The following is a 24,806-nucleotide window of genomic DNA, read 5'->3' as shown; positions in this document are numbered from 1 at the left end:
CGGTCCACGACGCCGGTCCAGGACGGCGGCCGCCACCGCCGGACATGAGCACGAGCATGCACGAGCGATCCAATGGGAGGGCCTGAAACACCATGTGCGGAATCGTCGGATACATCGGGAAACGGGATGTGGCACCGCTGCTGCTGGAGGGGTTGCAGCGGCTGGAGTACCGCGGCTATGACTCCGCGGGGCTGGCGATCCAGGGCAAGCCCGCCAAGGGTGCCCAGAGCGCCGGGCTGAAGACCGCCAAGGCCAAGGGCCGGGTCCGCGACCTCGAGGCCAGGCTGCCCAAGCGGTTCGCGGGCACCACCGGCATCGCCCACACCCGCTGGGCCACCCATGGCGCGCCCAACGACATCAACGCTCATCCGCATCTGGACGCGGACGGCAAGGTCGCCGTCGTCCACAACGGCATCATCGACAACGCCGCCGATCTGCGCGCCAAGCTGGCCGCCGACGGGGTGGAGTTGGTCTCCGACACCGACTCCGAGACGCTCGCCCACCTCATCGGCCGCTCCCAGGCGCCCTCCCTGGAAGAGAAGGTCCGCCACGCGCTGGCGATGGTCGAGGGCACCTATGGCATCGCCGTGCTGCACGCGGACTTCCCCGACCGCATCGTCGTCGCCCGCAACGGCTCGCCGGTGGTGCTGGGTATCGGCGAGAAGGAGATGTTCGTCGCCTCGGACGTCGCCGCGCTGGTCAGCCACACCCGCCAGGTGGTCACCCTGGACGACGGCGAGATGGCCACCCTCAAGGCCGACGACTACCGCACCTACACCACCGAGGGCAGCCGCACCTCCACCTCCCCCACCACGGTGGAGTGGGAGGCCGAGTCGTACGACATGGGCGGCCACGACACCTATATGCACAAGGAGATCCACGAGCAGGTCGACGCCGTGGACCGGGTGCTGCGCGGCCGGATCGACGACCGCTTCTCCACCGTCCACCTGGGCGGGCTCAACCTGGACGCCCGCGAGGCGCGCGGGGTGCGCCGGGTCAAGATCCTCGGCTGTGGTTCGGCCTACCACACGGGCCTGATCGGCGCCCAGCTGATCGAGGAGCTGGCCCGGATCCCGGCGGACGCGGAGCCCGCGAGCGAGTTCCGCTACCGCAACCCGGTGGTGGACCCGGACACCCTCTACATCGCGGTCAGCCAGTCCGGCGAGACCTACGACACCCTGGCGGCCGTCCAGGAGCTCAAGCGCAAGGGCGCGCGGGTGCTGGGCGTCGTCAACGTCGTGGGCAGCGCGATCGCCCGGGAGACGGACGGCGGGGTGTACGTCCACGCCGGGCCCGAGGTGTGCGTCGTCTCCACCAAGTGCTTCACCAACACCGCCGTCGCCTTCGCGCTGCTCGCCCTGCACCTGGGCCGGATCCGCGATCTCTCGGTCGCCGACGGCAAGCGGATCATCGCCGGGCTGCGCAAGCTGCCCGAGCAGATCGCGGAGGTGCTGCGCGGCGAGGAGGAGATCAAAAAGCTCGCCGCGGAATATGCGAACGCAAAGAGCATGATGTTCGTCGGACGGGTCCGCGGCTATCCGGTGGCGCGCGAGGCGTCCCTGAAGCTGAAGGAGGTCTCCTACGTCCACGCCGAGGCGTACCCGGCCTCCGAGCTCAAGCACGGGCCGCTCGCGCTGATCGAGCCCGAGGTGCCGACCGTGGCGGTCCTGCCCGACGACGACCTGCTGGAGAAGAACCGGGCGACGCTGGAGGAGATCAAGGCCCGCAGCGGCCGGATCCTGGCCGTGGCCCACCGGGAGCAGGAGAAGGCGGACCACACGATCGTGGTCCCCCGCAACGAGGTGGAGCTCGATCCGATCCTGATGGGCATTCCGCTCCAACTGCTCGCCTACCACACGGCGCTGGCGCTCGGCCGGGACATCGACAAGCCCCGCAACCTCGCCAAGTCGGTGACGGTCGAGTAAGCCCGCACCGCCCGCGACCTGGGCGGATCCTTCGGCGGTCCCCCGCGTGTGCCACCACGCACGCGGGGGCCGCCTCCCCTTCGCCGACGTCGCCTTCATACGCCGGCGGCTGGCCGTCGCGCGGGAACCGTCACTTCCCGCGCGACAGCACGATCGAACGGTTTGTACCCCTCACAAACGCACAATCCACCTCTACGCACGGGTAGGTTTGTCCGTTGTCAAGGTGGACTTGACGCCATCTCACCTGTGGTCAAGGGGAGTTGAGGGTGTCCGGTTCCAGGCGCCCGCGCCAAGTCGTGCCACCGCCAGAGGTTTTGGGCTGAACAACGTCACTTGACGAGGAGGCGCGCCGGGCGCGGTGCGTCCAGAGTCTCAGGAACTCAAGCGAATCCAGGAGGGCCGAAAGGGCCCGAGAAGCGGCCAAGCAGCCAGGAGGACCCGGAAGAAGGCCGGGCGGACGCTCAGGGAATCCAGGGAATCCAGGGAATCCAGGGGGTCGGGGATTCAGGGGATGACGACGACGGGCCGCTGCGCCCGCCGCGCGAGCCGCCCCGCGACCGAGCCGAAGATCCGCCCCACCAGCCCGTGCGTGGAGCCCACCACGATGGCGTCGGCCGCGTACTCCCGGCCGACCTCCTCCAGCTCATGGCAGATGTCCCCGCCCCGCTCCACGAGGATCCAGGGCACCTCGGAGAGATGATCGGCGCAGGCCAGCTCGAGCCCCAGCACCTCGGTGCGGTGATCGGGGACGTCGACGAAGACCGGCGGCTCACAGCCCGCCCAGACCGTCGTCGGCAGCCGGTTGGCCACATGGACGATGATCAGCCCGGAGCCGGAGCGCCGGGCCATGCCGATCGCATAGGCGAGGGCGCGCTCGCTCGACATGGAACCGTCGAATCCCACCACAACACCGTGCTGGAACGCTGGATCGCAGGAATGACGTGTTTCTTCCGCCGCTTCGGGGTGCGCCATGTGATCGGCGACCCGCTTGCGGTCCGCGGGTTCGGGGATTTCGTGACCGGCCATCGGTGTCTCGGCGAAGGATGTCCTCGTGCGGAGGGATCGGCGGGGGCTCAGGTAGAGGGCTGTCGGGGGACGTGAGCTCCGCTGGAGCTCGGGGACGGTTTCGAGGGGTCGAAATCCGTCCGGGATTCATCTTTCCAAGCCCTTACCCCCAAGGGTACGGCGGCATTCACCACCTGCCCAGAGGTCGCCACGGGAGCGGAGCGCCCGAAGCGTTCCCCGGAGCATGCCGGAGGGCGGCCCGTAACGCAATGCCCCAAGTGGTCCCCCGCCGAGCCGGGCCCCGGCCCGCGACCCGGCTCGGCGGGGCCGCCGCGGTACGCCGCGCGGCCGCCCGGCAGTGACCTGGGGGCGGGCCGGGCGTTGTAGTAGCGGCACCGGGTGCGGCGGCCCCGGCCCGCCCGGCTCACCTGCCCGGATTCCCCGTCCGCCGCCCCCTCGCCACCCCAGCGCCGAGCCCCCTGCCGACACCTCGCCGGCCGCTCGAGAGGAGCCCTGCCCGTGTCTGTCGCCCCCGAGTACGACGCCCCCGGCGACACCCCCCGCGGCGGGGCCGGGACACCCGGACGGCCTCACCTTCCGAGCTCCCCTCGAGCCCAGGTCCAGGTCCCCGCTAGCGACGCGGTGAGCGAGGTGATCCGCTGGGCGGCCTTCAGCTGCGCCGTGGTCCCCGTCGTCCTGCTCATGTGCGGATTGCCCTTCGGTGCCGCCCTGGGGGCCGCCGCGGGCCTCGCCGCCGTGACGGCCGCCAGCCGCGCCCTGCTGCGCCACTCCGAGCGCACCGCGGCCCGGCTGGGCACGGACGGCGTCAGCCCGCACCGGGGCCGCCACGGCCGTACGGGGATCGGCGCGCACCGGGGCGGCCGCCGCGTCTGAGGGCCGACCGGAAAGACCCGGAGCCGGGGAAGCGGTGCGTAGCGCTCCGCGCACTCAGCGCCGATGGAGCGTCGCTATAGCACCGCTCAAGCCCGGAAGACGACCGCTCGGCCCCTGAAGAAGTACGAGCCGCGCGTACGCCGGTCGTATGACGCATCCGTACGTCTGCGCCCGCTTGTTTTCAGCCAACTTCCGGCCACACTTCTTTCCTTGGCAAACGCCGTGCTCAACACCCGTCCGGCCAGCGTGGAAAGGGGTCCGGAGCGCACGTACCCCCTACGGGAAGTGGGTGTCCGCACAAGGCGTACTTCACAGCGAGGGCTACGAGTGCAACGCTTCGTGATCGAATGCTTCGCGCCAAGTTGTCATGTCGACATAGTGGCGGGTGGTGAACTGGTCACGGCGACCACACGCGACACAGTAGATTCGATCTTGGCCATGACCGGCGGGGGAACCGTTCAGGACCGAGGGGAAACGTGCAGGACCGAGAGGACGCGACCACCGAGGGGGGCTTAGTGCCATGAGCCAGGACTCCACGACCGTACCGGAGACCTCGCGCAAGCTCTCCGGACGCCGGCGACGAGAAATCGTCGCGGTGCTGCTGTTCAGCGGCGGCCCCATCTTCGAAAGCTCCATCCCGCTCTCCGTCTTCGGTATCGACCGGCAGGACGCCGGAGTTCCTCGGTACCGACTTCTGGTGTGCGCGGGCGAAGATGTGCCATTGCGAACGACTGGCGGACTGGAACTGACCGCACCATACGGCCTGGAGGCACTCTCCCGGGCCGGCACCGTCGTCGTACCGGCCTGGCGGTCGATAACCCAGCCGCCACCGGCCGCCGCGCTCGACGCGCTGCGCCGCGCGCACGAGGAGGGCGCGCGGATCGTGGGCCTGTGCACCGGGGCCTTCGTACTGGCCGCCGCCGGGCTGCTGGACGGCCGCCCGGCGACCACCCACTGGATGTACGCGCCGACGCTCGCCAAGCGCTATCCGTCGGTCCATGTGGACCCCCGCGAGCTCTTCGTGGACGACGGCGACGTACTGACCTCGGCGGGCACCGCCGCCGGGATCGACCTGTGCCTGCACATCGTGCGCACCGACCACGGCGCGGACGCCGCCGGCGCCCTCGCCAGGCGCCTGGTCGTCCCGCCGCGCCGCAGCGGAGGGCAGGAGCGCTATCTGGACAGGTCGTTACCAGAGGAGATCGGGGCGGATCCGCTCGCCGAGGTGGTGGCGTGGGCGCTCGAGCATCTGCACGAGCAGTTCGACGTCGAGGCCCTGGCGGCCCGCGCCTATATGAGCCGCAGGACCTTCGACCGCAGGTTCCGCTCGCTCACTGGGAGCGCTCCACTCCAGTGGCTGATCACCCAGCGGGTGCTCCAGGCGCAGCGGCTCCTGGAGACCTCCGACTACTCGGTCGACGAGGTCGCGGGGCGCTGTGGCTTCCGCTCGCCGGTCGCGCTGCGCGGGCACTTCCGGCGGCAGCTGGGGTCCTCCCCGGCCGCCTACCGGGCCGCGTACCGCGCCCGCAGGCCCCAGGGCGGGCCCGCGGAGCGCCCGGACCGCCCCGACCGCCTGGAGCGGCTGGAGCGGCTGGAGCGGGCCGACCGGCCCGACCGCGCCGAGGTGATCGAACCCCGTGTCGGCGACCACTCCATGCCGCTGCGGCGGCCGGGCGCGCCCGGCGCCTCCACCGGCCACTCGGGGCACCCTCCGCACCACCATCACGCTCCGCATCCGGAACCTGGCAAACCGGAGTCGGACGCCTACGCCCCACGCCTGCCCGAACAGGCCGCGGGCCGGGCCCCGGGCCGTCCGTCCCTGCCCGGCCAGCGGGAACGCCCCGTAGGGTGAGACGTATGAACGATCGCATGGTGTGGATCGACTGCGAGATGACCGGGCTCTCGCTGGCGAACGACGCGCTTATCGAGGTGGCCGCGCTGGTCACGGACTCCGAGCTGAACATCTTGGGCGAGGGAGTGGACATCGTTGTCCGGCCCCCCGCGGAAGCGCTGGTCACCATGCCCGAGGTGGTGCGCGAGATGCACACCACCTCCGGCCTGCTCGCCGAGCTCGAGGGCGGGACCACGCTCCAGGATGCCCAGGACCATGTCCTGGGCTACATCCGCGAGCACGTCCCCGAGGCCGGCAGGGCCCCGCTGTGCGGAAACTCGGTCGGCACCGACCGGGGCTTCCTCCTCCGGGACATGCCGACGCTCGAGAGCTACCTCCACTACCGGATCGTCGACGTCTCCTCGATCAAGGAGCTGGCCCGCCGCTGGTATCCGCGGGCCTACTTCAACAGCCCCAAGAAGAACGGCAACCACCGCGCGCTGGCGGATATCCACGAGTCCATCGCCGAACTGCGCTACTACCGGGAATCGATCTTCGTACCCGCTCCCGGCCCGGACTCGGACACGGCGAAGGCCATCGCGACCAAGCACGTCCTGCCCGCCCGGCACGCCTGACCCCGCCGCCATCCCGGTGCTCGCCCCCGACTCCCCGAAAGCCGGGAGCGAGCACCCCTCCGGACCCTGTACACTTTTTCTCGGCCGGTGCGGAAAGCGCCGGTCATGGTGGGTATAGCTCAGCTGGTAGAGCACCTGGTTGTGGTCCAGGATGTCGCGGGTTCGAGTCCCGTTACTCACCCTGAACGAGGCCCTCGGCCGCGCAAGCGGCCAAGGGCCTTTCTCTTGTCGGGCTTGGCGGGCCTCCGAGGTGGAGTCATCGAGGCCGGTCGCGTGGATCAGGGCCACGGGGCGGGGTCCTCGGCGGACATCTGCTCAACAGCGTTGGCCGCCTGGACCAGCGCCCGGTCCGGCAGCCGGGCATCACCTGCCACGGCATGTGCCAGGGCCTCGGAAGCGCTCAGGGGCGGGCACTTCGCCCCGTATCAAGCGCTTGGGTCAAGCGCTCTGCGGGACGCAGCACACTTCGCCTCCGATGGTGCCGCTGGCCGCCGCGATGACCTCCTCCAGGTGATCGCGGGCCGTGGCCAGGTCGGCCATCTGGGCGTTGATGCGGTCGCGTTCGGCGGTCAGGCGGGCGATGCCGGCGGGGGTGGCGACGCCGGAGTGCGCGCAGGGGAGGAATTCGCGGATGGTCCTGCTCGACAGGCCCGCGGCGTAGAGGCACTGGATCCACAGGACGCGGTCGACCGCGGCGTCCGCGTAGTGGCGCTGGCCGCTGGGGCTGCGTTCGGAGGTGAGCAGGCGCTGCTCCTCGTAGTAGCGCAGCGCTCGTACGCTGACGCCGGTCCTGGCGGCGAGTTCGCCGATGCGCACCGTGACTCCTCCTGCCTCTGACGTCAGGGATGCGCTTCAGCGTAGTCGAGGCGTGTGGGAGTCGGAGGTCGGTTGGGCGGGAGACTCGTCCGCCACCGGACTCGCGTCGCCGAGAGGACCGTCGGCGTGTTTGCGCCGGTCCTCGTCCTCGACGAGCAGCGAGAGGAGCGAGGCCACGGGGAGCCCGGCCTCGGCGGGGTGGCGCAGGACCTTCCCCGGCTCGATGCGGTACGTGTTCGTACGCCCCTCACGGGTGTGGGACAGATATCCGTCCTGCTCCAGATCGCCGATGATCTTTTGGACGGCGCGCTCGGTCAGCCTGCAGTGCGCGGCGATATCGCGGATCCGTACGTTCGGATCATCGGCGATCGCGGCCAGCACGCGGGCGTGGTTGGTCAAGAACGTCCATCCAGTGTGCGATTCAGGCACTCCTCCCATGGCCACATGATATTGCCCGAACAATAGCGTATCTGGAAACATGAATCTGGCTTCGTGCATAGCAAGCGGTGTGACGCCGGCGAGGCGACCTCGAGGGGAGACAGACAGGTGCACGCACGAGACATCTCCGTGCCCGAGCCTGGACATCGCTCGCCGTACAGGCCCGCGACCGGCCCGGCACCGGGGATATCGGCCGGCTCGACGCCGCCGAACCCCTCGACCATCGTCCTCACCGACAGCTACCCGGAGGGACCCCGGAAGGTTGTCGTGGTCACCGGAGAGGTGGACTACGAGACCGCCCCCGTCATGTCCGCCGCCCTGCGCGACGCCCTCCGCGATTCCGCCGAGGGCGTCGACGTGGATCTGAGCGCGGTGAGGTTCTGGGACTGCTCGGCACTCAACGCGCTGCTGAGGCTCCGCCGGGAGGCGCTCGCACACGGCAAGACGGTCATCGTCCGCTCCCCGAGCCGCACGGTCAGGCGGGTCCTCGGCCTGACCGGCACCTCACGGCTGTTCCGGCCTCCGGTCTTCGAGGGCCGCGCGGTCACGCCTCCGTCTCGTCCTTGATGCCCTCGGCGATCCGGGTCAGCGTCTTGGTGATGATGGCCACTGTGGTGGCCTTGTCGATCCCCAGGCCGGTCAACAGGCCCGCGCCGTCCTCGTGTTCGAGGAGGGCGAGAAGGATGTGCTCGGTGCCGATGTAGTTGTGGCCCAGCCGAAGCGCCTCGCGGAAGGTGAGTTCGAGGACCTTGCGCGCGTCGGCGTCGAAGGGGACCAGTGCGGGCATGGTGTCGGCCGCGGACGGGAGGGCGGCGGTGGCTTCCTGGCGAACGGCGTCCAGGAGGACACCCTGGGCGACGATCGCCTTGGCGGCCAGACCCTCGGGGTCGGCCAGGAGGCCGAGGATGAGGTGCTCGGGGCGGATCTCGGCGTTGGTGGCGGCGCGGGCCTCGTTCTGGGAGGCGACCACGACGCTCCGGGCGCGCGTCGTGTAGCGGCCGAAGCCCTGGCTCGGGTCGAGGTCCGACGGCTCGCCGGACGCCTTGGGGACGAAGCGCTTCTGGGCCGCCTGCCGCGTCACCCCCATGCTCTTGCCGATGTCGGTCCAGGAGGCGCCGGAGCGGCGGGCCTGGTCCACGAAGTGGCCGATGAGGTGGTCGGCCACCTCGCCGAGGTGCTCGGCGGCGATCACCGCGTCGGTGAGCTGGTCGAGCGCGTCGGGGTGGACCTTCTTGATGGCCTCGATCAGGTCGTCGAGGCGCACGGGATGGGTGAGTCCGACTGGTTTCGTCATGCGTCAACCATAGGTTGACACCCCTTGAGTGTCAACGTTGAGTTGACAGCACCCTAGCCCCGGTGTTCGCGGTGCGGACGGCGCGGGGGCCAGAACGACGTCCAGGTGAACTTGTCGCCGCCCACCCACCGGACCACATCCGGATCGTCCAGATCGACGTCGTCCAGGCCGACCTCCCGCGCGATCTCGATGACGTCCAGGACCGAGTGCGCCTTGCCCGCCAGCTCACCGGCGATCTCGACCAGACGGAACGGGGGGTCGTTCTGCTGGACGCCGAGCACCACGATCGGAGGCCGGTGGATGCGCGGGGCCTGGGATTCCGTCATATGTCCCAGGCTGCGCCCGGCGCCCTCCCGCCGCACCTCGGAGGCGCCGAACCGCTCGGCCGGACACTCCTTCGGACCTTCCCGGCTCGTCCACCCCCGCCCCGCGCCCCACGATGGTCCGGTGGACGGAGATCACGGCCGGATATCCCGTGGGCTGGGCCGCCGCCGCTTCCTCGCGACCGCCGCCGCGGCCGGTGCCGCGGCGGCGGTCGCGGCGGGCTGCGACTCCTCGGCCGGGCGGAACGGCCACCGCACCCGCCCGTCCAGTCGCGCCGACACCGCGCGCCGGGCGGAGGAGGCGGAGCGGGCCCGGCCGGGCAGTGCCGACTGGCGCATCCGCTCGGCGGGGCCGCCCGACGCCATCGAGGGCTACACCGACCGGGTGAGCGTGCTGCCCGACGAGGAGGTCGGCCTCCATGTGTCGACCACCGCCCCCGCCTTCCGCGTATCGGCCTACCGGATCGGCTGGTACGGCGGGGCTCAGGCGCGGCTGGTGTGGCGGTCGGGCCGGGTGGACGGCAAGAAGCAAGGCGCGCCCCTGTTCCTCGACGCCACCCGCACGGTGCGGGCCGACTGGGACCGTTCGCTCCGCATACGCGCCAGGAACTGGCCGGAGGGCGCGTATCTTCTGCGGCTGGACGCCTCGAACGGCCATCAGCGCTATGTGCCGCTGATCGTGCGCTCGCGGCAGGCGCGGGGCCGAACCCTGCTGATGCACGCACCGGCCACCTGGCAGGCGTACAACACCTGGGGCGGCTACAGCCTCTACCAGGGCCGGGACGGTGCGTACGGGTCGCGCTCGCTGGCCGTCAGCTTCGACCGGCCGTACGCGAACAGCGGAGCGGAGAAGTTCCTGGTCTACGAGCGGGCCGTGGTGGTCCTCGCCGAACGGCTGGGCCTCCCGCTCGCGTACACCACGGGCGCGGACGTCCATCTGCGACCGGCCGTGCTCGAGGGCGCCTCGGCCGCCCTGTCGCTCGGTCACGACGAGTACTGGACCCCGCAGCAGCGGCGGTACGTGACCCGGGCCCGGGACGACGGCACCAATCTGGCCTTCCTCGGCGCCAACACCTGCTTCCGCCGGGTCCGGCTGGAGCCCGGCCCCGGCGGCGCCCCCGCGCGCACCGTGGTCTGCTACAAGACCGCCTACCGGGACGACCCGTACCTGGTGAACCATCGCGGCCTGGCGACCACCGACTTCCGTCAGCCCCCCGCGCCCGATCCCGAGTCCTCGCTGACCGGCGTCCTCTACGAGGGCTACCCGGCCGACGCCCCGTACGTCGTCCTGGACAGCGGCCACTGGCTGTTCGCCGGGACCGGGGTGGACGACGGCGACTCCTTCGGCCATCTGGTGGGTGTGGAGTACGACCGGGTCACCCCGGGCGATTCCACCCCGGCGCCGCTGCGGATCATCGCCCACTCCCCCCTGGTCTGCCGGGGGCGGCCCAGCCACTCGGACACCGCGTACTACACCGTGGCGAGCGGGGCGGGGGTCTTCGCCTCGGGGACGATGCGCTGGGTGGAGGCCCTGATGGCGGGGACCCCTGAGAACGGGCGCGATCACGGGATGGACGCGCGCACCAGGGCCTTCGTCACCCGCGCCACGGAGAATCTGCTGCGCGCCTTCGCGGCGGGGCCCGCCGGCAGGGACAAGCCACGGCCGGAGGACAACGTGCGCGCGGTGTACGGAGTCGGGGCGCGCGCCGGACTCGCGTGAGCGGCGGGGCTCCCGCACCCGGGAGCCCCGCCTGTCAGGCGCCGAAACCGGCTATTCGAAGAGGTCCGCGTACGACCCCATCGCCAGCGCGATGTCCGCCTGGGCCCAGAACCGGTGGTACGTGAAGCTGGGCACCGCGCCGCCCTTCAGATACGCCTCGACCTTCGACCAGGCCGGGTCGTCCTTGTAGAAGGAGCGGATCGACATGAAGGTGGAGCTGGAGTCGATCTTGTCACCGTTCGGCATGGTCCCGGTCCAGCCGCTGGGGACGTAGACCGGGTCGTCGAAGCGGTTGTAGTCGGCGCGGGTCTCGGGGACCGCGATGCCGAGGGCGTCCTGGTAGTTGTTCCACATGCCGTCCAGCAGCGCCTTCGCGGTGTCCCTGGCCTTGGTGTCGCCGGACTTGGCGGCGTAGTAGGAGAGGGTCTTGGCGTACGCGGCCGCCACGCCGACGTCATTGGTGTAGTCGGCGACGGTGACGTGAAGGTTCGCGTTGGCGCCGGGGCTGGAGGCGTTCCAGGTGTCGGGCTGGCCGGACCACTGGAGGGTGGACGGGATCTGGTAGGTGCCATCGGCGTTGACGGTGGTCTTGGACAGCGCCCACTTCACCCACTTGTCCAGGACCGTCTTCGCGGAGGCGTCACCGGTGCGGTTGTAGTACTCCGCGACGCGCTCCATGGACCACGCCTGGAAGCCGAACCACTGGTTGGACGGCGGGTCGTGGTAGACCGGCTTCTCGTCGTAGTACATGCCGTAGAAGGTGGAGCTGCCCGACGGCGGCGTCGCGTAGCGGCCCTGCCAGCTGTTGGTGGCGCCGCCCGCGATGGCGCCCTCGCTGGACTGGAGCCAGCGGTAGAACTCCAGCTGGCGCTTGAGGCTGGTGGACCAGTCGCCCGCGCCCGTCGCGGACTTGGGCTTGAGGTCGGCGTAACTGCTCAGCGCCCAGGCCGCCATGGGGTTCTGGTAGCCGCCGTGGGCGAAGGAGGAACCGATGCGCCAGGACCAGCCCGCGGAGGTGTCGGTGGCGCCGCCCCAGGCGTAGTACCAGGAGAGCAGATAGCTGGAGCTGTTCTTGCCGCTGCCCGCCGGGCAGGTGGTCTCGCCGACGCAGTTGCCGACCTTCTTGAAGTACTTGTCGTACATCGCGTAGCGCAGATAGTCGCCCATCTTGGCGGCCTTGGCGATGTTCCCGGAGATCTGACCGCTCTTGCCCTGCGCCTTGGCCCACTCCGAGGCCCAGTAGGCGGCCTGGACGACCCGGGCGTCGGCGTCGGGGGCGTTGGTGAACTTCCACTGCTTGGAGTAGGAGGCGTCCCCGGTGAACAGGTCCAGGTAGCCGTTCTTGCCGCCGTACTTGAAGCCGTCACAGGTCGGCTGGGTCACGGTCTCCCAGACGGACTCCTGCGGGCCGCGCTGGAAGGTGTTGACGTAGGACGGGCCGGTGTCGGACGGGCCCGCCTCGCACTTGCCGGGCGCGTTGCCGTAGCCGTAGGTGTTGTCGACGTCCTGGATCCAGTGCATGCCGTAGATGTCGTCGGTGCCGTACGCGCTCTTCAGCTCGCCCGCGATCGGGTCCTGGCCGACCGGCACGTTGCCGTCGAGCTTCGACGGGTACTGCGAGGGCTGGTCCCACTCGGGTGCGTAGGTGGCGGGCTTGGAGGCGTTGTAGAAGCTGTTCGTGGGCTGGTCGGCGTGGGTGGGGATCATGTACTTCTCCATGGTGTCCCACGCGGAGTTGAACTTGGCCCAGTCGCCGGTGACCTTGCCGTACATCGCCTGGAGCCAGATCAGATAGCTGTACGCCTCGGACGTCGTCTCATGGCCCTGGTCGGGGGCCTCGACGATCAGGGTCTCCACGGAGTGGTACGGGATGCCCTCGGGCGAGAAGTAGCCCGCCGAGGGGGCCGTGATCTTGTTGTACAGCTCCAGGAACCGGGCGTCGTACGCCTTGGCGGCGGCCAGCTGGGTGACGGTCACCTCGGCCTTGGTGTGGCCGGCGGCGGTCGCGGTGAAGGTCGCGGCGCCGGTGCCGGAGTTCGCGGCGGCGACGGTCACCTGCTGGGCGGTGTCCCAGTTGGCGGGGGTGAAGGTGAGGGCGGCGCCCGAGGAGACCGTCAGCCCGGTGTTGCCCGAGGTGCGGGCGACGGAGACCGTGACGTCTCCGGACGGCTTGGTGGACAGCTTCACGCCGAACGTCCCGGTCTTGCCCTGCTGCACCCCGAGCTGCCCGGGACTGGCCACCAGCGCGGGTCCGGCCGCCACATGGATGCCTACGGGGGTGGACTCGGCGGCGGCGCCCTGGCTGTCGTACGCCTTGGCGTAGAGCGAATAGTCGCCGGCCGGGACGTCCTGGTAGTCGAAGGAGTACGGGGAGGTGGTGTCGGTGCCGAGGAGCTTGGTGTCGCTGTAGAACTCCACCTTGCTGATCGTCGCCCCGTCGGCCGCCGCGGCCGTGGCCGTCATCGGGACGGTGCCACCGGAGGTGAAGACGGCGCCGGGTGACGGGCTGCTCAGCACCGCGATGGGCGGCTGATGGGCGCCCCGGCAGGCCACGCCGTTGACGGCGAAGGAGGTGGGGGCGGCGTTGGTGCCGCTGTAGGTGAACTGGGCGCCGGTGGTGACGTTGCCCCCGGCCGCGATCTTCGCGTTGTGCCCGGTGTTGGTGACGGTGACGGTCTTGCCGGACTGCGACCAGCTGCCGTTCCAGCCGTTGGCGAGCTTCTGGTTGCCCATGTAGTCGTAGGTGAGGGTCCAGCCGTCGATGGCGTCGCCGCCGGGGTTGGTGATGGTGAGATCGGCGGTGAAGCCGGAGCCCCAGTCGTTGGTCTTGTAGTCGACCCCGCACTGGACCGCCGCGGCGTGCGCGGGGGCCGCGCCGCCCGCCGCGGTCATGGCCACAGGGAGCGAGAGGGCGGCGGCGAGGGCGGTCACCAGCCGTCTCATTCGTCGTCGTGCCCCGGATAAGGGCGAGCCACGCTGTACGCGCATCGGGGGGACCTCCTCGCGGTTCGTGCGGTAGTGGGGGATGTGCGAACCAGTGGGAGCGCTCCCAAGGTTCGTGTCAGCCTGAAGGAGTGTCAAGTCTTTGAACAACAGCGGGTCGCCGGACACCTTCGACCGATAATTCGTGAACGGGGGCTGTTGACATGCGCCCGTCGAGCGCTACCTTCACTTCAACCAGTGGGAGCGGTTCCAGCAGTCTGCGCCGTATCGAATGGCGCTTGTACCTCGAGGAGTCGCTCCATGCGAGCACCCCCGCGCCTTTATGCCTTGGTGGCCGCCGCGGTGTTATCCGTGGCGGGCACCGCCTTGGTGCCCGCGGCCACCGCCACCGCCTCGGCGGCGAGCGGCCAGGCCGTGACCGCTTCGGCCGCGAGCGCCCCGGCGGTGACCGTGCCCAACGCGGCACCACCGAAGCTCCGCGCCTCCGGCAACAAGCTCGTCGACGAGAACGGCGCCACCCGGCGGCTGCTGGGCGTCAACCGCTCCGGCGGTGAGTTCATGTGCGTCCAGGGGCGTGGCATCTTCGACGGCCCCGTGGACGACGCGGCCGTCAAAGCCATCGCCGACTGGAAGGTCAACGCGGTCCGGATCCCGCTCAACGAGGAGTGCTGGCTGGGCCTTTCCCATATCGACGCGGCCTACGGAGGGGCCAACTACATCGCGGCCGTCAAGGCACTCGTCACCCGGCTGGAGGCCCGTGGCATCACACCCATCGTCGAACTCCACTGGAGCCACGGCAGATACACCGGCGGGGACAGCCACTGCGCCGACACCGAGTACGCCACCTGCCAGAAGCCGATGCCGGACGCGCAGTACACCCCGGCCTTCTGGACCTCGGTCGCCCAGACCTTCAAAGGTGACCAGGCCGTGGTCTTCGACCTGTTCAACGAGCCGTTCCCGGACCGCGCCACCTCCGACCTCACGGCGGCGTGGAAGTGCTGGCGCGACGGCGGGAGCTGCCCCGGGATCGACTTCCAGGTCGCCGGAATGCAGACCCTGCTGAACGCCGTACGGGCCACCGGCGCCAGGAACCTGGTGCTGATCCCCGGGGTCGCCTACTCCAACAATCTGCGCCAATGGCTGACGTACAAGCCGAACGACCCGGCGGGCAACCTCGCCGCCGCCTGGCACACGTACAACTTCAACACCTGCGCCGACGAGAGCTGTTTCAACGAACAGCTGGCCCCGGTCATCGCGCAGGTCCCGTTCGTGGCGGGCGAGATCGGCGAGAACACCTGCTCCCACGGCTATGTCGACCGGGTCATGGCCTGGCTGGATGCCAAGGGCGCCTCGTATCTGGGGTGGACCTGGAACACCTGGGACTGTTCCTCGGGACCGTCCCTGATCAGCGATTACAACGGCACGCCGACCAACTACGGCGTGGGACTCCGCGATCATCTGAAGGGAATGCAATGAGCCGCAGAATCCGAATGGCGGGCACCCTGCTCGCCGCCTCCGCGCTGACCATGGGGGCGCTGACCGGTGTGGCGTCCGCCCAGGTGGACAGCGGCAGGGCGGCCGCCGCGAAGGTCGACAACCCGTACTCGGGCGCCAAGGTGTATGTGAACCCCGACTGGTCGGCGAAGGCCGCCGCCGAGCCCGGCGGCAGCAAGATCTCCAACCAGCCGACCGGCATCTGGCTGGACCGGATCGCCGCGATCAACGGCACGGGCGGCGCGAGGGGGCTGCGTGCCCACCTCGACGAGGCGCTGAAGCAGTCCGGCGGCAGCCCGACCGTCGTCCAGTTAGTGGTCTACGACCTGCCCGGCCGTGACTGCTCCGCGCTGGCGTCCAACGGCGAGCTGGGCCCGACCGAGATCGACAAGTACAAGACGCAGTTCATCGACCCGATCGCGGCGATCCTCTCCGAGTCCAAGTACGCCAACTCGAGTCTGCGCATCGTCAACACGATCGAGGTCGACTCGCTGCCCAATCTGGTCACCAACACCGGCGGCAAGCCCACCGCGACCCCCGAGTGCGACACGATGAAGGCGAACGGCAACTATGTGAAGGGCGTCGGCTACGCCCTGAACAAGCTGGGCTCGATCGGCAACGTCTACAACTACATCGACGCCGGGCACCACGGCTGGATCGGCTGGGACGACAACTTCAACCCCACCGCACAGGTGATCAAACAGGCGGCGACGGCCGAGGGCAGCACGGTCGACAAGGTGGCCGGCATCATCACCAACACGGCCAACTTCAGCGCGCTGAAGGAGAACAACTTCACCGTCAACGACTCGGTCAACGGCACCACCGTGCGCCAGTCGAAGTGGGTGGACTGGAACCGGTACGTGGACGAGCTCTCCTACGCCCAGGCGTTCCGCCAGGAGCTGGTCAACGTCGGCTTCCCGAGCAACATCGGCGCCCTGATCGACACCTCCCGCAACGGCTGGGGCGGCTCGGCCCGGCCCAGCGGCCCCGGCGCGAAGACGGACGTGGACACATACGTCGACGGCGGGCGCTACGACCGCCGGATCCACGTCGGCAACTGGTGCAACCAGTCCGGAGCCGGGCTCGGGGAGCGGCCCAAGGCGGCACCCGCGGCCGGGATCGACGCGTATGTGTGGATGAAGCCCCCGGGCGAGTCGGACGGCTCGAGCTCCTCGATCCCGAACGACGAGGGCAAGGGCTTCGACCGGATGTGCGACCCGACGTACACCGGCAACCCGCGCAACAACAACAACATGTCGGGTGCGCTGCCGAACGCTCCGCTGTCGGGCCACTGGTTCTCGGCCCAGTTCCAGGAGCTGCTGAAGAACGCCTACCCGGCGCTGTAACCGCACGGTTCGTCCCCTGAAGTGGGGCCGGTGGACGCGTTTTCGCGATCACCGGCCCCACCCCTTTGCCGGCTCAGGAGGACTCCCTCCGCACCAGCTGCGTCGGCAGCACCATCTGTGGCCGCTTGGCCGTGCGGTCCGAGCGCCCCGCGATCTCCTCGAGCAGCACCCGCACCATCGCCCGGCCCATCTCCTCCGTGGACTGCCGGACGCTCGTGAGCGGAGGGTCCATATGGCGGGCGACGGCCGAGTCCTCGAAGCCGACCAGCGCCACATCGTCCGGGACGCCGCGCCCGTACTCGCGCAGCACCTGGCGGGCGCCCGCGGCCATCACGTCCGAGGCGGCGAAGACCCCGTCCAGGTCCGGGCGCTGGCTGAGCAGTTGCCGCATCGCCCGGCGGCCGCCCTCCTCGGTGAAGTCCGCGGAGGCCACCAGTTCCGCCTCCACCTCCCGGCCCGCCGCCCGGACCGCGGCGCTGTAGCCCTCCAGGCGGCACTGCGCGACATACATGTCCAGCGGACCGGTGATGGTGGCGACCGTCTCGCGGCCGCGGCCGATGAGGTGCTCCACGGCGGACTGGGCGCCGCCGGTGTTGTCCGAGTCGACGTACGGGACCGATTCATGCGCCGAGCGGCGGCCGCTGAGCACCGCGGGCATCTCGATCCGCTCCAGCAGGTCCGGAAGCGGATCGTCCGCGTGGACGGAGACCAGCAGCACCCCGTCGACGCGGTGCGCGGAGAGGTAGTCCGCGAGCCGCTGCCGCTCCTTGGGGGTGCGAATGAGGGTGAGCAGCAGCTGGAGATCGGTTTCGGCGAGCTCGGCGCCGACACCGCGGATGATGTCGGAGAAGTACGGTTCGGCGAAGAGCCGGGTCTCGGGCTCGGGGATCACCAGGGCGACGGCGTCGGCACGGTTGGCGGCGAGGGCGCGGGCCACCCGGTTCGGCACATAGCCGAGTTCGGCGACGGCCTGCTCCACGGCCGTACGGGTGCGGTCGCTGACCCGGGGCGAACCGTTGATCACCCGGGACACGGTGCCGCGGCCGACCCCGGCGCGGGCCGCCACCTCCTCGAGGGTCGGCCGTCCCCGCCCCGCGCCATGCCGCCGCGTTCCTGCCATATCGCGCCTCCAGCCGTCCATGCCCAGCAGCTCCAACCCCCCAAATGGGCGGCTGCGGGGACATTCAACAGCAGTGTGGTTTCGGGAAGTTGTTTCGCGCACTCCCTTGACACCCCAGCGGGGAGCCGCGACCCTTCAACACATCACAGCTGGGAGCGCTCCCACCGTACCCGAGCCATACACAACCCGCACGATGCCCACCCGACTCGATGCATCTCAAAGAGCTATGTATCACCACTTTTTGGCCGGAAGCCGTTGGGCCGGGCGCTAGGAGGACGGAATGCGCAGGAACACTGGTAGTCACCGCGGCACGGCCGTGGTCCTCGCGGCCGTCGCCGCTTTAGGAGCCGGGCTGCTCAGCGGCTGCGCCGATGACGGCGACGACGGATCCGCCGGCTCGTCCGGCGGCGGCGACAGCAAGGGCAAGACGGTCGTGACCGTCGGCACATACGGCGTCATGGGTTTCAAACAGGCCGGGCTCTATGACGAGTACACAAAGCTGCACCCGGATATCAAGATCGAAGAGAATGTGATCGACCCGGCCTCGAACTACTACCCGCAGCTGCTCACCCATCTTGGCTCGGGCAGCGGGCTCGCCGACATCCAGGCGGTCGAGGTGGGCAACATCAACGAGGTCACCACCACCCAGGCCGACAAGTTCGTTGATCTTTCGAAGGCGGACGGCGTCAAAAAGGAAAACTTCCTCGACTGGAAGTGGGCGCAGGCCACCGCCGAGGACGGAAAGACGATCGGCCTCGGTACGGACGTGGGCCCGATGGCGATCTGCTACCGCAAGGACCTCTTCCAGCAGGCCGGGCTCCCGGCCGACCGTGACGCGGTCTCCAAGCTCTGGGCGGGCGACTGGCAGAAGTATCTCGAGGCCGGCAAGGACTACGCCAAGAAGGCGCCGGGCGGAGCCGCGTTCCTGGACTCGGCCGGCGGACTGTTCAACGCGGCGGTCTCCGGCAGCTCGGAGGTCTACTACGACAAGAGCGGGAAGCCCATCTACAAGGACGGCCCGGCCGTCAAGAAGGCGTGGAAGCTGGCGACCGACGCGTCCGCGTCCAAACTCTCCGCCAAGCTCCAGGAGTTCACCAAGCCCTGGCAGCAGGCGCTCGCCAACGGCAAGTTCGCCACCGTCTCCTGCCCGGCCTGGATGCTCGGCCAGATCAAGGAGTACGCCGGGGACAAGTACAAGGGCAAGTGGGACGTCGCTTCCGCCCCCCAGCCCGCCAACTGGGGCGGCTCCTTCCTCTCCGTGCCGCAGGCGGCGAAGAACAAGGACGAGGCGGTCAAGCTCGCCACCTGGCTGACCGCGCCCGAGCAGCAGGCCAAGCTCTTCGAGAAGCAGGCGAGCTTCCCCAGCGCCCAGGCCGCGTACAGCCTTCCCCAGGTGGCCGACGCCAAGCTCCCCTACTTCAACGACGCTCCCATCGGCAAGATCTTCTCAAAGGCCGCGAAGGACAGTCCGACGCAGGTCCTGGGCCCGAAGGACGCCGTCATCAAGCAGAACTTCACCGATGTCGGCCTGCTCCAGGTCGAGCAGCAGGGCAAGTCCGCCGACGAAGGCTGGAAGGCCGCGATCAAGACGAACGACAACGCGCTGGATCAGTGACCCGGACATGACCGCACCTTCCGGTTTTACCCCTGATACGGCCGCGCCCCCCGCAGGGCAGGGGGGCGCGGCCCCGCGCGCCGCGACCGCGCCGGCACCCGACCCGGCCGAGCAGCGGCGCCGCGACCGGCGCAGCCGCCGCTACCGCTGGGATGTGCGATGGAGCCCGTACGCCTTCGTCGCCCCCTTCTTCATCTTCTTCGCCGCCTTCGGCCTCTTCCCGCTGCTCTACACGGGGTGGGCCTCGCTGCACCAAGTGGAGCTCACCGACCCCACCCATATGGAGTGGGCGGGGTGGCACAACTTCTCCCGGCTGTGGGAAGACGAGTTCTTCTGGAAAGCGCTGCGGAACACCTTCACCATCGGAGTGATCTCCACCGTTCCCCAGCTGCTGATGGCCCTCGGGATCGCGCATCTGCTCAACTACCGGCTGCGCGCCTCGATGTTCTTCCGGGTGGCGATCCTCACCCCGTACGCCACCTCCGTCGCTGCCGCCACGCTGGTGTTCGCGCTGCTCTTCGGGCGTGACTACGGCATGGTCAACTGGTCCCTGGGGCTGGTCGGACTGGACGGCATCGACTGGCAGAACGGCACCTGGACCTCGCAGATCGCGGTCTCCACGATCGTCATCTGGCGGTGGACCGGTTACAACGCGCTGATCTACCTGGCCGCCATGCAGGCCGTGCCGAACGATCTGTACGAGTCGGCGGCGCTGGACGGGGCCTCGCGCTGGAAGCAGTTCCTGCATGTCACCGTTCCGTCGCTGCGGCCCACCATCCTCTTCACGGTCGTCGTCTCCACGATCGGGGCCACCCAGCTCTTCGGTGAGCCGCTGCTGTTCAACACCGCGGGGACGGCCACCGGCGGCGCCGATCACCAGTACCAGACGCTCGGCCTGTACATGTACGAGCAGGGCTGGGTGAACCTGCACCTCGGCCGGGCCTCCGCCATCGCCTGGACGATGTTCCTGATCCTGCTGCTGATCGCCGCGGCCAACGCGCTGTTCGCGCGACGGCTGCGGAAGAGCCAGTGAGGGAGACGAGGAGAACCATGAGCGTCACTGTCTCTTCCCGGCAGACACTCGATCCGGCGGCTCCCGCGCCCACCACTCCGCGGGGCGGAAAGGGCCGTGGCCGGGCGGGCAGGCAGCTGCACGGAGGCAAGATCACCTACGCCGTGCTGATCCTGTTCACCATCGGCTCGCTCTTCCCGCTGGTGTGGACCGCCATCGCCGCCTCCCGCACCAACACCCGGCTGGCCCAGACACCCCCTCCCCTGTGGTTCGGCGGCAACCTCTTCAACAACCTGGACAAGGCGTGGAACGGCGCCAACATGGGCACAGCGCTGCTCAACACGACGGTGGTGGCGGGCACGGTCGCGGCGTCGACCGTGCTGTTCTCGACCGTCGCGGGCTTCGCCTTCGCCAAGCTGCGCTTCCGCTTCAAGAACATCCTGCTGATGCTCACCATCGGGACGATGATGGTGCCGCCCCAGCTCAGCGTCGTGCCGCTGTACATGATGGTGGCCAAGCTGGAGTGGACCGACCAGCTCCAGGCGGTCATCGTGCCGACACTCGTCAGCGCCTTCGGGGTCTTCTTCATGCGGCAGTACCTCTCCCAGGCGCTGCCGACCGAGCTGATCGAGGCGGCGCGGATGGACGGCGCGAGCAGCTTGCGGATCATCTGGCATGTCGTCTTCCCGGCGGCGCGTCCGGCGATGGCGGTGCTGGGAATGCTCACCTTCGTCCAATCGTGGAACGACTTCTTCTGGCCGTTCATCGCGCTCACGCAGAACGGCAACCCGACCATGCAGGTGGCACTGACCGGTCTGAGCCGGGGATACACCCCGGATCAATCACTGATCATGGCGGGGGCGCTGCTGGGCACCCTGCCGCTGCTGATCGCCTTCGTCCTCTTCGGCAAGCAGATTGTGGGGGGCATCATGCAGGGCGCGGTCAAGGGCTGAGCGGCCCGCGACCACCACTCCGCCCTCCCTCCCCGTTTCCCCCTCCCCACGACCTCGAATGGGAGCGCTTCCATGACTCTTACCTTCCCGCCCGGATTCCTGTGGGGCGCGGCCTCGGCCGCCTATCAGGTCGAGGGCGCCACCCAGGAGGACGGTCGCACCCCCTCCATCTGGGACACCTTCAGCCACACCCCGGGCAAGGTGCTCGCCGGTGACACCGGTGATGTGGCGGTCGACCACTACCACCGCTTCCGCGAGGACGTCCGGCTGATGGCGGAGCTGAACCTGGGGGCGTACCGCTTCTCGGTGTCCTGGTCACGGGTGCAGCCGACCGGCCGGGGGCCGGCCGTGCAGCGCGGGCTCGACTTCTACCGCTCGCTGGTGGACGAGCTGCTGGGCGCGGGGATCCAGCCGGTGGTCACCCTCTACCACTGGGACCTGCCCCAGGAACTGGAGAACGCAGGGGGGTGGCCGGAGCGCGAGACCGCCGAGCGGTTCGCCGAGTACGCGGGCATCGTGGCGGAGGCGCTGGGCGACCGCGTCGAGTTCTGGACCACCCTCAACGAGCCGTGGTGCAGCGCCTTCCTGGGCTATGGCTCGGGGGTGCACGCCCCGGGCCGCACCGAGCGGCTGGCCCCGCTGCGCGCCGCCCACCATCTGAACCTCGCCCATGGCCTCGGCGCTCAGGCGCTGCGCGCCGCGCTCCCCGCCCGCGCCCAGCTCGCCATCAGCCTCAACCCGGCCGTGGTCCGGCCGCTCACCGACAAGCCCGAGGACCTGGACGCGGCGCGGCGTATCGACGCGCTGGCCAATCGCGTCTTCACCGGGCCGCTGCTGCGCGGCGCGTACCCCAGCGACCTGATCAAGGACACCGCCTCGATCACCGACTGGTCGTTCGTCCGCGATGGCGATCTGGCCGTCATCAAGCACCCCCTGGACGCGCTGGGCATCAATTACTACACACCGTCATTGGTATCAGCCGCCACCGACAACGACGGCTCGCCCGCCCGTCACGACGGCCACGGCGCCAGTGCCCACTCCCCGTGGCCGGGCTCGGAGGGGGTGGCGTTCCACCAGACCCCGGGCGAGCGCACCGAGATGGGCTGGACGATCGACCCGACCGGGCTGCACGACCTGCTGATGCGCTACAGCCGTGAGGCGCCGGGCGTACCGCTGTACATCACCGAGAACGGGGCCGCGTTCGACGACAAGCCGGACGCGGAGGGCGCGGTCCACGACCCGCGGCGGATCGACTACCTCCAGGCCCATCTGGCCGTGGCCCACCAGGCCATCGCGGACGGCGCCGATCTGCGCGGCTATTTCCTGTGGTCGCTGATGGACAACTTCGAATGGGCGTACGGCTACAGCAAGCGCTTCGGCGCGGTCTATGTCGACTATCCGACGCAGGCCCGGGTACCGAAGTCCAGTGCCCACTGGTACGCCCGGGTGGCCCGCACCGGAGAGCTTCCGGCGGCCTGACCGGGGCCTCAAGTCCACGGCGCCGCCCGCTGGGGGGCGGGCGGCGCCGCGGATGTCAGCGGAGGTGCGCATACGGGCGCAAGCGGGCCGGGCCGTTTTTCCTTCCATGGGGTTACGCCCTGATCCACCCGGCGGAAGGGCGCCGTCATCCGTGGAGCATGCCTGGTAAACCCATTGAGACATGAGAGCATTTCCGGAGCGCCGGCAGAGGTTCCGCGATGAGCCATCCGGTCGGCGCGCGCCCGCCGGAAAAGGCGAGGCCCTCGCCGACTGGTTCGACGGTCGGGTGGGCCTGTTCAAGATGGCCAAGGCCAATCTGCGCAAGGTCTTCCCCGACCACTGGTCGTTCCTGATCGGTGAGATCGCCCTCTATACGTTCGTCATCATCATTCTGACCGGGGTCTATCTGACCCTGTTCTTCAAACCGGCGATGAACGAGGTGGTCTACGCCGGCCGGTGGACGCCGCTGAGCGGTATCCGCATGTCGCAGGCGTACGCGTCCACGCTGGACATCAGCTTCGATGTGCGCGGCGGACTGCTGATGCGGCAGGTGCACCACTGGGCGGCCATCGTCTTCATCGCCAGCATGATCGTCCATATGATGCGGACGTTCTTCAACGGCGTCTTCCGCAAACCGCGTGAGATCAACTGGCTGTCCGGCGCCGGTCTGCTGATTCTCGGGATGTTCGACGGCTTCATGGGCTATTCGCTGCCCGACGATCTGCTGTCCGGCACCGGTCTGCGCTTCATGGAGGGCGCGATCCTGTCGATCCCGATCGTCGGCACCTATCTGTCGTTCTTCTTCTTCGGCGGCCAATTCCCGGGGAATTCGATCGTGCCACGGCTGTTCACCGTGCACGTCCTGCTGATTCCGGGCATCATGCTCGGGCTGCTGGCGCTCCATATGATCCTGCTCGTCTATCACAAGCACACTCATCACCCGGGGCCCGGCGCGAAGAACATGAATATCGTGGGGCCGCCCCTGTGGCCGATCTATGTGGCCAAGTCCGGCGGATTCTTCTTCCTGGTCTTCGGGGTCACCACCCTGATGTCGGCCATCGCCCAGATCAATCCCGTGTGGGCCTATGGCCCCTACCGTCCCGACCAGGTGTCCACCGACGCCCAGCCCGACTGGTACATGGGCTATTCCGAAGGGCTGATCCGGCTGATGCCGGGCTGGGAGATCAATCTCTGGGGCCACACCCTGGTGCTCGGGGTGCTGATCCCCTTCCTGGTCTTCCCCACGGTGCTGCTGGTCATCTGGCTCTATCCGTTCCTGGAGGCATGGATCACCGGGGACCGGCGCGAGCACCATTTCAATGAGCGCCCACGCAACGCCCCGACCCGCACCGCCTTCGGCGCCGCCTGGATCGCCCTCTACGCGGTGCTGCTGGCGGGCGGCGGCAATGACCTCATCGCCACCCACTTCCATCTGTCGATCAACGCGATCACCTGGACCTGCCGGATCGCCTTCTTCGTGGCACCGGTCGTGGTCTTCGTCATCACCAAACGGATCTGTCTCGGCCTCCAGCACAAGGACCGGCAGAAGCTGCTGCACGGCCGCGAGACCGGCACCATCCAGCGGCTGCCGCACGGCGAGTACGTCGAGGTGCACGAGCCGCTCTCGCCCGGGGAGAAGTACACGCTGACCGCGTACGAGCAGTATCTGCCGCTGGAGCTGCCGCCGACGGTCGACGAGGCCGGGGTCGCCCGGAAGCTGTCCTTCAGGGAGCGGCTGCGGGTCTCGCTGTCCCGGAGCTACTTCGGCCGCGACGGCCAGGTCGCCAAGGTCACGAAGGAGCAGGTGGCGGAGCACGAGGAGCACGAGGCGGAGGAGCGGGCGGAGGAACCGCAGCGGCCCTGAGGGAAGGCATCGGATATGCGGCTCCGCCGCGTGGTCCGGACACCCCTCAGGGCGCCAGGACGACGGAAACGGCGGGGCGCGGTGGGTGGGGGATTCCGT

Annotated in this window: 20 protein-coding genes and 1 tRNA gene; 14 read left to right on the top strand and 7 right to left on the bottom strand. The window is 69.4% G+C overall.

What is annotated here, in order from left to right:
• Positions 1 to 92 precede the first annotated feature (92 nt).
• On the top strand, positions 93 to 1,925 hold the full coding sequence (gene glmS, locus ACMTAK_RS31685; protein WP_413809329.1) for a glutamine--fructose-6-phosphate transaminase (isomerizing): 1,833 nt from the start codon (positions 93 to 95) through the stop codon (positions 1,923 to 1,925).
• Positions 1,926 to 2,429: 504 nt separating this feature from the next.
• On the opposite strand, the gene ACMTAK_RS31680 is transcribed toward glmS, so the two are convergent.
• Positions 2,430 to 2,951, bottom strand: coding sequence for a universal stress protein (locus ACMTAK_RS31680; RefSeq protein ID WP_020871124.1), 522 nt, complete (start codon positions 2,949 to 2,951; stop codon positions 2,430 to 2,432).
• Positions 2,952 to 3,449: 498 nt separating this feature from the next.
• Between ACMTAK_RS31680 and ACMTAK_RS31675 the strand changes: the two genes are divergently transcribed.
• The 4 genes from ACMTAK_RS31675 (at position 3,450) to ACMTAK_RS31660 (ending at position 6,471) form a co-directional block, all read left to right on the top strand.
• Entirely contained in the window at positions 3,450 to 3,824 is a 375-nt protein-coding gene (locus ACMTAK_RS31675) for a hypothetical protein (protein WP_413809328.1), read from the top strand.
• 520 nt (positions 3,825 to 4,344) lie between these two features.
• The gene (locus ACMTAK_RS31670; protein WP_413809327.1) at positions 4,345 to 5,676 is read left to right on the top strand and encodes a helix-turn-helix domain-containing protein; all 1,332 of its coding nucleotides are present in this window, start codon (positions 4,345 to 4,347) and stop codon (positions 5,674 to 5,676) included.
• Between the two features lie 5 nt (positions 5,677 to 5,681).
• Positions 5,682 to 6,290, top strand: coding sequence for an oligoribonuclease (gene orn, locus ACMTAK_RS31665; protein ID WP_413809326.1), 609 nt, complete (start codon positions 5,682 to 5,684; stop codon positions 6,288 to 6,290).
• Positions 6,291 to 6,398: 108 nt separating this feature from the next.
• Positions 6,399 to 6,471: transfer RNA gene (locus ACMTAK_RS31660), tRNA-His, on the top strand.
• 257 nt (positions 6,472 to 6,728) lie between these two features.
• Here the strand turns inward: ACMTAK_RS31660 and ACMTAK_RS31655 are convergent.
• The gene (locus ACMTAK_RS31655; RefSeq protein ID WP_413809325.1) at positions 6,729 to 7,106 is read right to left on the bottom strand and encodes a MerR family transcriptional regulator; all 378 of its coding nucleotides are present in this window, start codon (positions 7,104 to 7,106) and stop codon (positions 6,729 to 6,731) included.
• A 36-nt stretch (positions 7,107 to 7,142) separates the two neighbouring features.
• Positions 7,143 to 7,544, bottom strand: a complete 402-nt coding sequence (locus tag ACMTAK_RS31650) for a helix-turn-helix transcriptional regulator (protein ID WP_413809324.1) — start codon at positions 7,542 to 7,544, stop codon at positions 7,143 to 7,145.
• 108 nt (positions 7,545 to 7,652) lie between these two features.
• Between ACMTAK_RS31650 and ACMTAK_RS31645 the strand changes: the two genes are divergently transcribed.
• Complete coding sequence (locus ACMTAK_RS31645) at positions 7,653 to 8,111, top strand: STAS domain-containing protein (RefSeq protein WP_413809323.1); 459 nt, start codon at positions 7,653 to 7,655, stop codon at positions 8,109 to 8,111.
• On the opposite strand, the gene ACMTAK_RS31640 is transcribed toward ACMTAK_RS31645, so the two are convergent.
• Together ACMTAK_RS31640 and ACMTAK_RS31635 are read right to left on the bottom strand one after the other, a co-directional pair.
• Positions 8,089 to 8,838, bottom strand: a complete 750-nt coding sequence (locus ACMTAK_RS31640; RefSeq protein ID WP_413809322.1) for a Clp protease N-terminal domain-containing protein — start codon at positions 8,836 to 8,838, stop codon at positions 8,089 to 8,091. The genes ACMTAK_RS31645 and ACMTAK_RS31640 overlap by 23 nt on opposite strands.
• Positions 8,839 to 8,891: 53 nt before the next feature.
• Positions 8,892 to 9,164, bottom strand: coding sequence for a hypothetical protein (locus ACMTAK_RS31635; protein ID WP_413809321.1), 273 nt, complete (start codon positions 9,162 to 9,164; stop codon positions 8,892 to 8,894).
• Positions 9,165 to 9,285: 121 nt separating this feature from the next.
• Here ACMTAK_RS31635 and ACMTAK_RS31630 point away from each other — a divergent pair, with 121 nt between their 5' ends.
• Positions 9,286 to 10,881, top strand: a complete 1,596-nt coding sequence (locus ACMTAK_RS31630) for a N,N-dimethylformamidase beta subunit family domain-containing protein (RefSeq protein ID WP_413809320.1) — start codon at positions 9,286 to 9,288, stop codon at positions 10,879 to 10,881.
• Between the two features lie 51 nt (positions 10,882 to 10,932).
• On the opposite strand, the gene ACMTAK_RS31625 is transcribed toward ACMTAK_RS31630, so the two are convergent.
• On the bottom strand, positions 10,933 to 13,824 hold the full coding sequence (locus tag ACMTAK_RS31625) for a glycoside hydrolase family 48 protein (protein WP_413813052.1): 2,892 nt from the start codon (positions 13,822 to 13,824) through the stop codon (positions 10,933 to 10,935).
• Positions 13,825 to 14,124: 300 nt separating this feature from the next.
• On the opposite strand from ACMTAK_RS31625, the gene ACMTAK_RS31620 reads away from it, so the two are divergent.
• Together ACMTAK_RS31620 and ACMTAK_RS31615 are read left to right on the top strand one after the other, a co-directional pair.
• Positions 14,125 to 15,300: a glycoside hydrolase family 5 protein gene (locus tag ACMTAK_RS31620; protein WP_413809319.1), complete on the top strand. Its 1,176-nt coding sequence runs from the start codon at positions 14,125 to 14,127 to the stop codon at positions 15,298 to 15,300.
• 50 nt (positions 15,301 to 15,350) lie between these two features.
• A complete protein-coding gene (locus ACMTAK_RS31615; RefSeq protein ID WP_413813051.1) occupies positions 15,351 to 16,664 on the top strand; it encodes a glycoside hydrolase family 6 protein in 1,314 nt (437 codons plus the stop codon).
• A gap of 73 nt (positions 16,665 to 16,737) precedes the next feature.
• Here ACMTAK_RS31615 and ACMTAK_RS31610 read toward each other — a convergent pair whose 3' ends face one another.
• Positions 16,738 to 17,784, bottom strand: coding sequence for a LacI family DNA-binding transcriptional regulator (locus ACMTAK_RS31610; RefSeq protein ID WP_413809318.1), 1,047 nt, complete (start codon positions 17,782 to 17,784; stop codon positions 16,738 to 16,740).
• A 280-nt stretch (positions 17,785 to 18,064) separates the two neighbouring features.
• Here ACMTAK_RS31610 and ACMTAK_RS31605 point away from each other — a divergent pair, with 280 nt between their 5' ends.
• The 5 genes from ACMTAK_RS31605 (at position 18,065) to qcrB (ending at position 24,707) form a co-directional block, all read left to right on the top strand.
• The gene (locus tag ACMTAK_RS31605; protein WP_413809317.1) at positions 18,065 to 19,399 is read left to right on the top strand and encodes an ABC transporter substrate-binding protein; all 1,335 of its coding nucleotides are present in this window, start codon (positions 18,065 to 18,067) and stop codon (positions 19,397 to 19,399) included.
• A 7-nt stretch (positions 19,400 to 19,406) separates the two neighbouring features.
• Positions 19,407 to 20,432 (top strand): carbohydrate ABC transporter permease, encoded by a 1,026-nt coding sequence (locus tag ACMTAK_RS31600; protein WP_413809316.1) that lies wholly within the window; start codon positions 19,407 to 19,409, stop codon positions 20,430 to 20,432.
• Positions 20,433 to 20,449: 17 nt separating this feature from the next.
• Positions 20,450 to 21,364 carry a carbohydrate ABC transporter permease gene (locus ACMTAK_RS31595; protein WP_413809315.1) on the top strand — a complete coding sequence of 305 codons (915 nt, stop codon included), beginning with the start codon at positions 20,450 to 20,452 and terminating at the stop codon, positions 21,362 to 21,364.
• Positions 21,365 to 21,436: 72 nt separating this feature from the next.
• Positions 21,437 to 22,843: a GH1 family beta-glucosidase gene (locus tag ACMTAK_RS31590; protein ID WP_413809314.1), complete on the top strand. Its 1,407-nt coding sequence runs from the start codon at positions 21,437 to 21,439 to the stop codon at positions 22,841 to 22,843.
• 181 nt (positions 22,844 to 23,024) lie between these two features.
• Entirely contained in the window at positions 23,025 to 24,707 is a 1,683-nt protein-coding gene (gene qcrB, locus ACMTAK_RS31585; RefSeq protein WP_413809313.1) for a cytochrome bc1 complex cytochrome b subunit, read from the top strand.
• Positions 24,708 to 24,806: the final 99 nt, after the last annotated feature.

The organism is Streptomyces lacaronensis, assembly GCF_047337785.1.
GTDB classification, from domain to species: Bacteria; Actinomycetota; Actinomycetes; order Streptomycetales; family Streptomycetaceae; genus Streptomyces; species Streptomyces lycopersici.
The sequence above is the reverse complement of the archived record's forward strand: the minus strand, read 5'-3'. Positions and strand labels throughout refer to the sequence as shown.

Excerpts from the sequence above, each read along its gene's own strand:
- ACMTAK_RS31680 (WP_020871124.1), bottom strand. The coding sequence starts at position 2,951 with ATGGCCGGTCACGAAATCCCCGAACCCGCGGACCGCAAGCGGGTCGCC.
- ACMTAK_RS31620 (WP_413809319.1), top strand. The coding sequence starts at position 14,125 with ATGCGAGCACCCCCGCGCCTTTATGCCTTGGTGGCCGCCGCGGTGTTA.
- ACMTAK_RS31590 (WP_413809314.1), top strand. The coding sequence starts at position 21,437 with ATGACTCTTACCTTCCCGCCCGGATTCCTGTGGGGCGCGGCCTCGGCC.
- ACMTAK_RS31635 (WP_413809321.1), bottom strand. The coding sequence starts at position 9,164 with ATGACGGAATCCCAGGCCCCGCGCATCCACCGGCCTCCGATCGTGGTG.
- ACMTAK_RS31595 (WP_413809315.1), top strand. The coding sequence starts at position 20,450 with ATGAGCGTCACTGTCTCTTCCCGGCAGACACTCGATCCGGCGGCTCCC.
- qcrB (WP_413809313.1), top strand. The coding sequence starts at position 23,025 with ATGAGAGCATTTCCGGAGCGCCGGCAGAGGTTCCGCGATGAGCCATCC.
- ACMTAK_RS31670 (WP_413809327.1), top strand. The coding sequence starts at position 4,345 with ATGAGCCAGGACTCCACGACCGTACCGGAGACCTCGCGCAAGCTCTCC.
- ACMTAK_RS31650 (WP_413809324.1), bottom strand. The coding sequence starts at position 7,544 with ATGGGAGGAGTGCCTGAATCGCACACTGGATGGACGTTCTTGACCAAC.
- orn (WP_413809326.1), top strand. The coding sequence starts at position 5,682 with ATGAACGATCGCATGGTGTGGATCGACTGCGAGATGACCGGGCTCTCG.
- ACMTAK_RS31605 (WP_413809317.1), top strand. The coding sequence starts at position 18,065 with ATGCGCAGGAACACTGGTAGTCACCGCGGCACGGCCGTGGTCCTCGCG.
- glmS (WP_413809329.1), top strand. The coding sequence starts at position 93 with ATGTGCGGAATCGTCGGATACATCGGGAAACGGGATGTGGCACCGCTG.
- ACMTAK_RS31615 (WP_413813051.1), top strand. The coding sequence starts at position 15,351 with ATGGGGGCGCTGACCGGTGTGGCGTCCGCCCAGGTGGACAGCGGCAGG.
- ACMTAK_RS31640 (WP_413809322.1), bottom strand. The coding sequence starts at position 8,838 with ATGACGAAACCAGTCGGACTCACCCATCCCGTGCGCCTCGACGACCTG.
- ACMTAK_RS31625 (WP_413813052.1), bottom strand. The coding sequence starts at position 13,824 with ATGAGACGGCTGGTGACCGCCCTCGCCGCCGCCCTCTCGCTCCCTGTG.
- ACMTAK_RS31610 (WP_413809318.1), bottom strand. The coding sequence starts at position 17,784 with ATGGCAGGAACGCGGCGGCATGGCGCGGGGCGGGGACGGCCGACCCTC.
- ACMTAK_RS31600 (WP_413809316.1), top strand. The coding sequence starts at position 19,407 with ATGACCGCACCTTCCGGTTTTACCCCTGATACGGCCGCGCCCCCCGCA.